We start from the raw sequence: 6,784 nt of genomic DNA on the forward strand, positions 1-6,784 counted from the left end.
ACGCCGCGGGCGCCGGGGCGGCCGCATCCACGACGGGCGCCTCCACGACCGCCTCCGCTTCCGCCTCGGCCGCGGCGCTCCTCGCCACGCGCTAGTCGACGGCCCTCCACAGGCACCCGGACCAGCGTCCTCTCCACAGATCCGCGTCGGCTCACTCCTGCGCCGATGGAACGCGGTAGCGTCGTTGACATACCGACATACGCCTTCGTAGGCTCGGCTCATGCGCACGACCATCCGACTCGCCGACGAGTTCTACGAGGCCGTCCGCGAGCACGCCTCGCAGGAGGGGAAGACCGTGACCGCCTACATCGAAGAGGCCCTGCGCGCGAAGCTGGCGGCCGCGGCCGCACCGCCCGAGCGGGAGCCCTACAAGGTCGTGCCGTACGGCGGAGGAGGACCCCGCCCAGGAATCGACCTCACGAACAACGCGCAACTCGAGGACATCATGGACGGTTTCGAGTGAAGGTGGTCGACACCAACGTCCTCATCGGCGCGTTCCGACCCGATTCACAACACCACCGCACGCTCGCAACCTGGTTGGAAGATGCCGTCCGATCGAGCGAACCCCTGGGTGTCAGCGAAGCCGTGCTCGCGGGGTACATCCGGATCGTGACCCAGCGTCGGATCTTCGTCGATCCCACTCCGATCTCCGTCGCGCTCGAGCAGATGCAGCGACTCCGCGACGAGCCCGGCGTTCAGGTGGTCCGCCCTGGCCCGTCGTTCTGGACGATCTTCACCTCGCTCTGTGCAGCGGTCGAGGCCCAAGGCAACCTCGTCGCCGACGCGGCCCACGCCGCACTCGCGATCGAACACCGGGCGACCTTCGTCACGCTCGATCGCGACTTCGCGCGCTTCCCCGACCTCCGCTGGGAATCGCCACTCGCCACGGGTCAAGCGCCTTCCTGACATCGGTCGTTCCTGCCAGACTGGTGCGATGAACGATCGCGCAGGTACCCCCGCCACCGAAGCAGATCTGATCGACGTCCCGTCGCTCATCGACGCGTACTACACGCTGAAGCCGGACGTCTCGATCCCCGAGCAGCGGGTGGTGTTCGGCACCTCCGGCCACCGCGGCTCCTCGCTGAACACCGCGTTCAACCAGGACCACATCGCCGCCACCACGCAGGCGATCGTCGAGTACCGAGCGGGCCAGGGCATCACCGGGCCGCTCTTCATCGGCTCCGACACCCACGCGCTCAGCGGGCCGGCGCAGACGACGGCCCTCGAGGTCCTGGTCGCCAACGGCGTGCGCGTCCTGGTCGACGAGTTCGACGACTTCGTGCCGACCCCCGCGCTCAGCCACGCGATCCTCAAGTACAACGCCGAGGGCAACGGCGACCAGGCGGACGGCATCGTCGTCACGCCCAGCCACAACCCGCCGGCCGACGGCGGCTTCAAGTACAACCCCCCGCACGGCGGACCTGCCAACTCCGACGCGACCTCCTGGATCGCGAACCGCGCCAACGAGCTCATCGCCGGCGGGCTGCACGACGTGAAGATGGCGGAACCGTCCGCGGTCGAGACGTACGACTTCCGCGGCAACTACGTCGACGACCTGAAGCACATCATCAACCTCGACGCCATCAAGCGCAGCGGGATCCGCATCGGTGCCGACCCCCTCGGCGGTGCGAGCGTCCACTACTGGCAGGCGATCGCCGACCGCTACGAGATCGACCTCACCGTCGTGAACCCGCACGTCGACCCGGCCTGGGCGTTCATGACGCTCGACTGGGACGGCAAGATCCGCATGGACCCGTCGTCGCCCTCCGCCATGGCGGCGCTCGTCGCACGACGCGACGAGTTCGACCTCCTCACCGGCAACGACGCCGACGCGGACCGCCACGGCATCGTCACGCCCGACGCCGGGCTCATGAACCCCAACCACTACCTCGCCGTCGCGATCGACTACCTCTACGCGAACCGGCCGGGTTGGCGCGACGACGCAGCGGTGGGCAAGACCCTCGTGTCGTCGTCGGTCGTCGACCGCGTGGCCGAGTCCCTCGGACGCCGCCTCTGGGAGGTCCCGGTCGGCTTCAAGTGGTTCGTCCCCGGTCTCGTCGACGGCTCGGTCGGCTTCGGTGGCGAGGAGAGCGCCGGCGCGAGCTTCCTCCGCTTCGACGGCTCGGTGTGGACCACCGACAAGGACGGCATCCTCCTCTGTCTGCTCGCCGCCGAGATCCTCGCCGTGACGGGCAAGACCCCTTCGGTGCTCTACCGCGAACTGACCGAGCGCTTCGGCGACCCCGTGTACGAGCGCGTCGATGCCGCGGCCTCGAAGGAACAGAAGACGCGGCTCGGCAAGCTCGACGGCGACGCCATCACGGCGACCGAGCTCGCCGGCGACCCGATCGTCGCGAAGCTCAGCCATGCGCCGGGCAACGACGCGGCCATCGGCGGCGTCAAGGTCGTGACCGAGCACGCGTGGTTCGCCGCGCGTCCGTCCGGCACCGAGGACGTCTACAAGATCTACGCCGAGTCGTTCAAGGGTGCGGAGCACCTCAAGCTCGTCCAGGCGGAGGCGAAGCAGATCGTCGACGCCGCCCTCGGCGCCTAGGCAGCCGACGCCTCGACGGGCTCGGCGAGCGGACACACGCTCGCCGAGCCCGTCGCCTGCATCCGAGCCTGTCGAGGGACGAGCCGACCCCCGGTCCCTGAGCCTGTCGAAGGGCTAGTTCAGGTATCCGGGAGCCGCCGGGAGCCCGAAGAACTCCTCGAGCGTCGTGACGCCCGTGTTGTGCATCTCGGTCGCGAGCGGCACGCCGATGTAGCGGTAGTGCCACGGCTCGAACGAGAAGCCGGTGACGTCGACCTTGTCGGCCGGGTACCGCAGGAGGAACCCGAAGCGGTAGGCGTTCGCGGCGAGCCACTGGCCCTCCGCCGTGTCGCCGAAGCAGGTGTTGAGCGAGCAGTTGCCGCTCTCGGCTCCGATGTCCATCGTCCAGCCGGTCTGGTGCTCGCTGTAGCCGGGGCGCGCGGTCGTCGAATCGTCGGGTTCACTGTCGTACACCGACACCTGGCTCGAGTAGCTGCGGTACGCACTGTTCGAAGCGAGCGACAGGCCGGCCTCGGCGGAGGCGGTGTCGAACAGCTGCACGATCGCGGCGGCGGCCTCGGCACGCAACAGCGGGTCCCACGTGTGGGCGACAGGGACGGACACGAGGTCCGGCGGCGTGTAGTCGACCGGGTTCAGCGGTCGGGTCTTGTTGACGACCACCCACGGGCTCAGCGGGTCGTCGATCGAGTAGGCGGCTTTGTCGAACGCCGGCGGGGCAGGGGGCGCGACCGGTACCGTCTCCGTCGGGGTCGGCGTGGGGGTCGGCGTCGGGGTGACGGACGGGGTCGCGCTCGGTGTCTTCGTGGCGGCGGCCGGGGTGGGCGTGGCTCCGCCGGCGATGTTGACGACGAGCACCACGAGCAGGATCGCGAGCGCGGCGGCCAGGACGCTCAACGCGATCACGCGGTTGCGTCGGACGCGCCGCGAAACCGGGCGTCGATGGGAGGGCTGGTGGGCTGCGGTCACACGTCGAGCCTAACCGCGACACGGCGCATGCGCCTCTGCCACACTGTCGACAGGCTTGCACACCGGACGAGGGGCCCGACCATGACCGCAGGGACGCCAGCACACCACGCGCCGACGCACCGGAAGCGCCCGCGGTTCCGTCGGCTCCTGACCGCGGCCGCCGTCGTGGTCGGTCTCGGCCTCGTCGTCGCGGTCATCGCGGCCATCACCCCGTGGCCGTCCGCGCTCCTCATCCGCTCGGTGTTCGAACGCGGCGGTGCTGCGACGGTCGCAGAGATGGAACCGTACGTCCCCGACACGAAGCTCACGGAGTTCCGCGACATCGCGTACGCGGCTCCGAGCGGCGGCCGACCGCAGGTGGACACCACCCTCGACGTCTTCACCCCAGCGGACGGCACCGAACCGCTGACCACGATCGTCTGGATCCACGGCGGCGCCTGGATCTCCGGCGAGAAGGGCAACGTCGAGCCCTACCTCCGCATCCTCGCAGCAGCGGGGTACACGACGATCGCGGTCAACTACACGATCGCTCCCGAGGCCGTCTATCCGACGGCCGTGAACCAACTCAACGACGCCCTCGCGTACATCTCGGAGCACGCCGCCGAGTGGAACGGGAACCCGGATCGCCTCGTGCTCGCGGGCGACTCAGCGGGATCGCAGCTCGCCAGCCAGCTCGCCGTCCTCACGACCAACCCCGACTACGCGACGCTGTCGGGCATTACCCCTGGTATCGACGCCGAGCAGCTCGTCGGGACGATCCTCAACTGCGGGGTCTACGACCTGCCGGCGATGGCCGAGCTCGACGGCATCGGCGCCTGGGGCCTCCAGACCGCCCTCTGGGCCTACGCGGGTACGAAGGACTGGTCGGAGACGTCGACCGGCGCGCTCATGTCGACGATCGACTTCGTCACCGCCGACTTCCCGCCGACCTTCATCACCGGCGGGAACGGCGACGCGCTCACCTGGTTGCAGTCGGTCCCGATGAGCAGCGCGCTCGAGGACGCCGGCGTCGACGTCACGAAGCTGTTCTGGGCCGCTGACCACGAGCCGGCACTCCCCCACGAGTACCAGTTCCACCTCGACCTCGACGACGCCCACGTGGCACTCGCGGCCACCCTGGACTACCTCGCGGCGCTCGACGCGAACCTCGACGCAGCGCCGACCACCACGCCCTGACCGAAGCGGTTGCCGCGGAACTTGCGCCGGGTGTAAGTTTGCACACTACGCAAAATCCCCAACGTCGGTGCGCCCGCAAACCGGCGCGCCCAGAGTCGAACGAGACCGCATGTCATCCAGTTCCCCCGCCTCGACCGAGCCGTCGGGATCCGCCCCCGTCCTCAGCCACCGGCAGATCCTCTTCATCATCTTCGGCCTCATGGCCGGGATGTTCCTCTCCGCGCTCGACCAGACCATCGTCGGCACCTCGATGCGCACGATCGCCGACGACCTCGACGGCATGGCCCTCCAGGCGTGGGTCACCACCGCGTACCTGATCACCTCGACCGTCTCGACGCCGATCTACGGCAAGCTGTCCGACATCTTCGGCCGCCGCCCGCTGTTCATCATCGCGATCTCGATCTTCCTCATCGGCTCGCTCCTCGCCGGCATGTCCGGTTCGATGTACGAGCTGGCGATCTTCCGCGCCATCCAGGGCCTCGGTGCCGGTGGCCTCATGGCCCTGCCGCTGACGATCATGGGTGACATGCTCGCCCCGCGCGAGCGCGCCAAGTACCAGGGGTACTTCCTCGCGGTCTTCGGCGTCTCGAGCGTCATCGGCCCACTGATCGGCGGCCTGTTCGCCGGTGCCCCCGAGCTGCTGTTCATCACCGGTTGGCGCTGGGTGTTCCTCATCAACCTGCCGATCGGCGTCATCGCGCTCGCGATCGTCCTCCGCTTCCTGCACATCCCGCACACGCGCCACAGCGTCCGCATCGACTGGTGGGGTGCCGCCACGGTCGTCCTCGCCGTCGTGCCCCTGCTGCTCGTCGCCGAGCAGGGCCGCATCTGGGGCTGGGCCTCGGCCGGGTCCATCGCCTGCTACGCCATCGGGGTCGCCGGCATCATCGGGTTCATCCTCGTCGAGCGGGCCATGGGCGACGACGCACTCATCCCCCTGAAGCTGTTCAAGAACTCGACCTTCCGGGTCGCCACGATCCTCGGTGTGCTCGTCGGGTTCGGCATGTTCGGCGCCATGATGACGGTGCCGCTGTTCCTGCAGCTCGTCGAGGGCGCGACGCCGACCGAGTCCGGTCTGCTGATGCTGCCGATGATCCTCGGCCTCATGATCTCGTCGATCGCGAGCGGCCAGATCATCGCCCGGACCGGCAAGTACAAGGCGTTCCCGATCGTCGGCACCTTCCTGCTCCTGAGCGGCTTCTTCTACTTCAGCTTCGCGACGGCGGACAAGCCGGTCTGGTGGATGATGGGCGGCATGCTGCTCGTCGGCCTCGGACTCGGCCAGCTGATGCAGACGCTGACGATCGCCAGCCAGAACGCCGTCGAGGCACGCGACATCGGGGTGGCGACGAGCTCGTCGACCTTCTTCCGCCAGATCGGTGGAACGTTGGGCACGGCCGTCATCTTCTCCGTGCTCTACACGCGACTCCCCGACACGATCGGTGCGGCGTTCAAGGACCCGACGCTGCTCGCGAACGCCCAGGCTGCAGCACAGGACCCTGCCGTGCTCTCCGATCCCGCCAACAAGGGCATCCTGGACGTGCTCTCCAAGGTGCAGTCCGGCGGCTCGGCCGGTTCCGCGCTCGACGGCGACACCTCGTTCCTCGTCGGTGCGAACCACGACCTGGCCGCGCCGTTCCTCACGGGATTCGCGGATGCGACCGTGACCGTGTTCTGGGTGAGCTTCGCGGTGGTCGCCGTCGCGTTCGTGCTGAGCTGGTTCCTCAAGGCGCCGCCGCTGCGGGCGAAGTCCGCGCTGCAGGAGCGCACCGACGCCCAGGCTGCGGAGGACGCCGAGGACGAGTTGTCGCTCGCCGCCCAGCGTGCCGCCGAGCTGGCGGGGTCGCAGCTGTCACCCGACACCGCGAGCAACCGCGTCGTCGATCCCTCCGCCCGTCGCTGACCGTCGTTCGTCGGTTCGCCAGCGCACCGCGCTGACGTGAGCGCGGGGTGACCGCCGCCAGCGCACCGCGCTGACGGGGTCATCCGGGTGTCAGCGCGGTGCGCTGACGTGACCGCTGTCGAATCGGCGTCACCGCGGCCCCAGCGCGTGAGCGCGCCCCTCCGGAGGGGCGCGCTCACGCCGCA

6 protein-coding genes are annotated in these 6,784 nt (G+C 69.2%); 5 read left to right on the forward strand and 1 reads right to left on the reverse strand.

Translation table 11 applies throughout. From position 1 onward, the window contains the following. Positions 1 to 220 precede the first annotated feature (220 nt). The 3 genes from IFT89_RS19200 to pgm are packed head-to-tail and all read left to right on the forward strand — an operon-like array spanning position 221 to position 2,554. Positions 221 to 463 (forward strand): ribbon-helix-helix protein, CopG family, encoded by a 243-nt coding sequence (locus tag IFT89_RS19200; RefSeq protein ID WP_124767583.1) that lies wholly within the window; start codon positions 221 to 223, stop codon positions 461 to 463. After that, entirely contained in the window at positions 460 to 906 is a 447-nt protein-coding gene (locus IFT89_RS19205) for a TA system VapC family ribonuclease toxin (RefSeq protein ID WP_137244139.1), read from the forward strand. The genes IFT89_RS19200 and IFT89_RS19205 overlap by 4 nt, the downstream gene beginning before the upstream one ends. Positions 907 to 934: 28 nt before the next feature. Further along, a complete protein-coding gene (pgm, locus tag IFT89_RS19210; RefSeq protein ID WP_202939765.1) occupies positions 935 to 2,554 on the forward strand; it encodes a phosphoglucomutase (alpha-D-glucose-1,6-bisphosphate-dependent) in 1,620 nt (539 codons plus the stop codon). Between the two features lie 114 nt (positions 2,555 to 2,668). Here the strand turns inward: pgm and IFT89_RS19215 are convergent, their stop codons facing one another. Further along, complete coding sequence (locus IFT89_RS19215; protein WP_071260628.1) at positions 2,669 to 3,520, reverse strand: M15 family metallopeptidase; 852 nt, start codon at positions 3,518 to 3,520, stop codon at positions 2,669 to 2,671. Between the two features lie 81 nt (positions 3,521 to 3,601). Between IFT89_RS19215 and IFT89_RS19220 the strand changes: the two genes are divergently transcribed. Together IFT89_RS19220 and IFT89_RS19225 are read left to right on the forward strand one after the other, a co-directional pair. Continuing rightward, the gene (locus IFT89_RS19220) at positions 3,602 to 4,696 is read left to right on the forward strand and encodes an alpha/beta hydrolase (RefSeq protein ID WP_202939766.1); all 1,095 of its coding nucleotides are present in this window, start codon (positions 3,602 to 3,604) and stop codon (positions 4,694 to 4,696) included. A 109-nt stretch (positions 4,697 to 4,805) separates the two neighbouring features. Beyond that, positions 4,806 to 6,599: an MDR family MFS transporter gene (locus IFT89_RS19225; protein WP_137244142.1), complete on the forward strand. Its 1,794-nt coding sequence runs from the start codon at positions 4,806 to 4,808 to the stop codon at positions 6,597 to 6,599. Positions 6,600 to 6,784 lie beyond the last annotated feature (185 nt).

Source organism: Plantibacter sp. CFBP 13570 (assembly GCF_014841395.1).
Lineage (GTDB): Bacteria > Actinomycetota > Actinomycetes > Actinomycetales > Microbacteriaceae > Plantibacter > Plantibacter auratus.

Excerpts from the sequence above, each read along its gene's own strand:
- IFT89_RS19200 (WP_124767583.1), top strand. The coding sequence starts at position 221 with ATGCGCACGACCATCCGACTCGCCGACGAGTTCTACGAGGCCGTCCGC.
- pgm (WP_202939765.1), top strand. The coding sequence starts at position 935 with ATGAACGATCGCGCAGGTACCCCCGCCACCGAAGCAGATCTGATCGAC.
- IFT89_RS19220 (WP_202939766.1), top strand. The coding sequence starts at position 3,602 with ATGACCGCAGGGACGCCAGCACACCACGCGCCGACGCACCGGAAGCGC.
- IFT89_RS19225 (WP_137244142.1), top strand. The coding sequence starts at position 4,806 with ATGTCATCCAGTTCCCCCGCCTCGACCGAGCCGTCGGGATCCGCCCCC.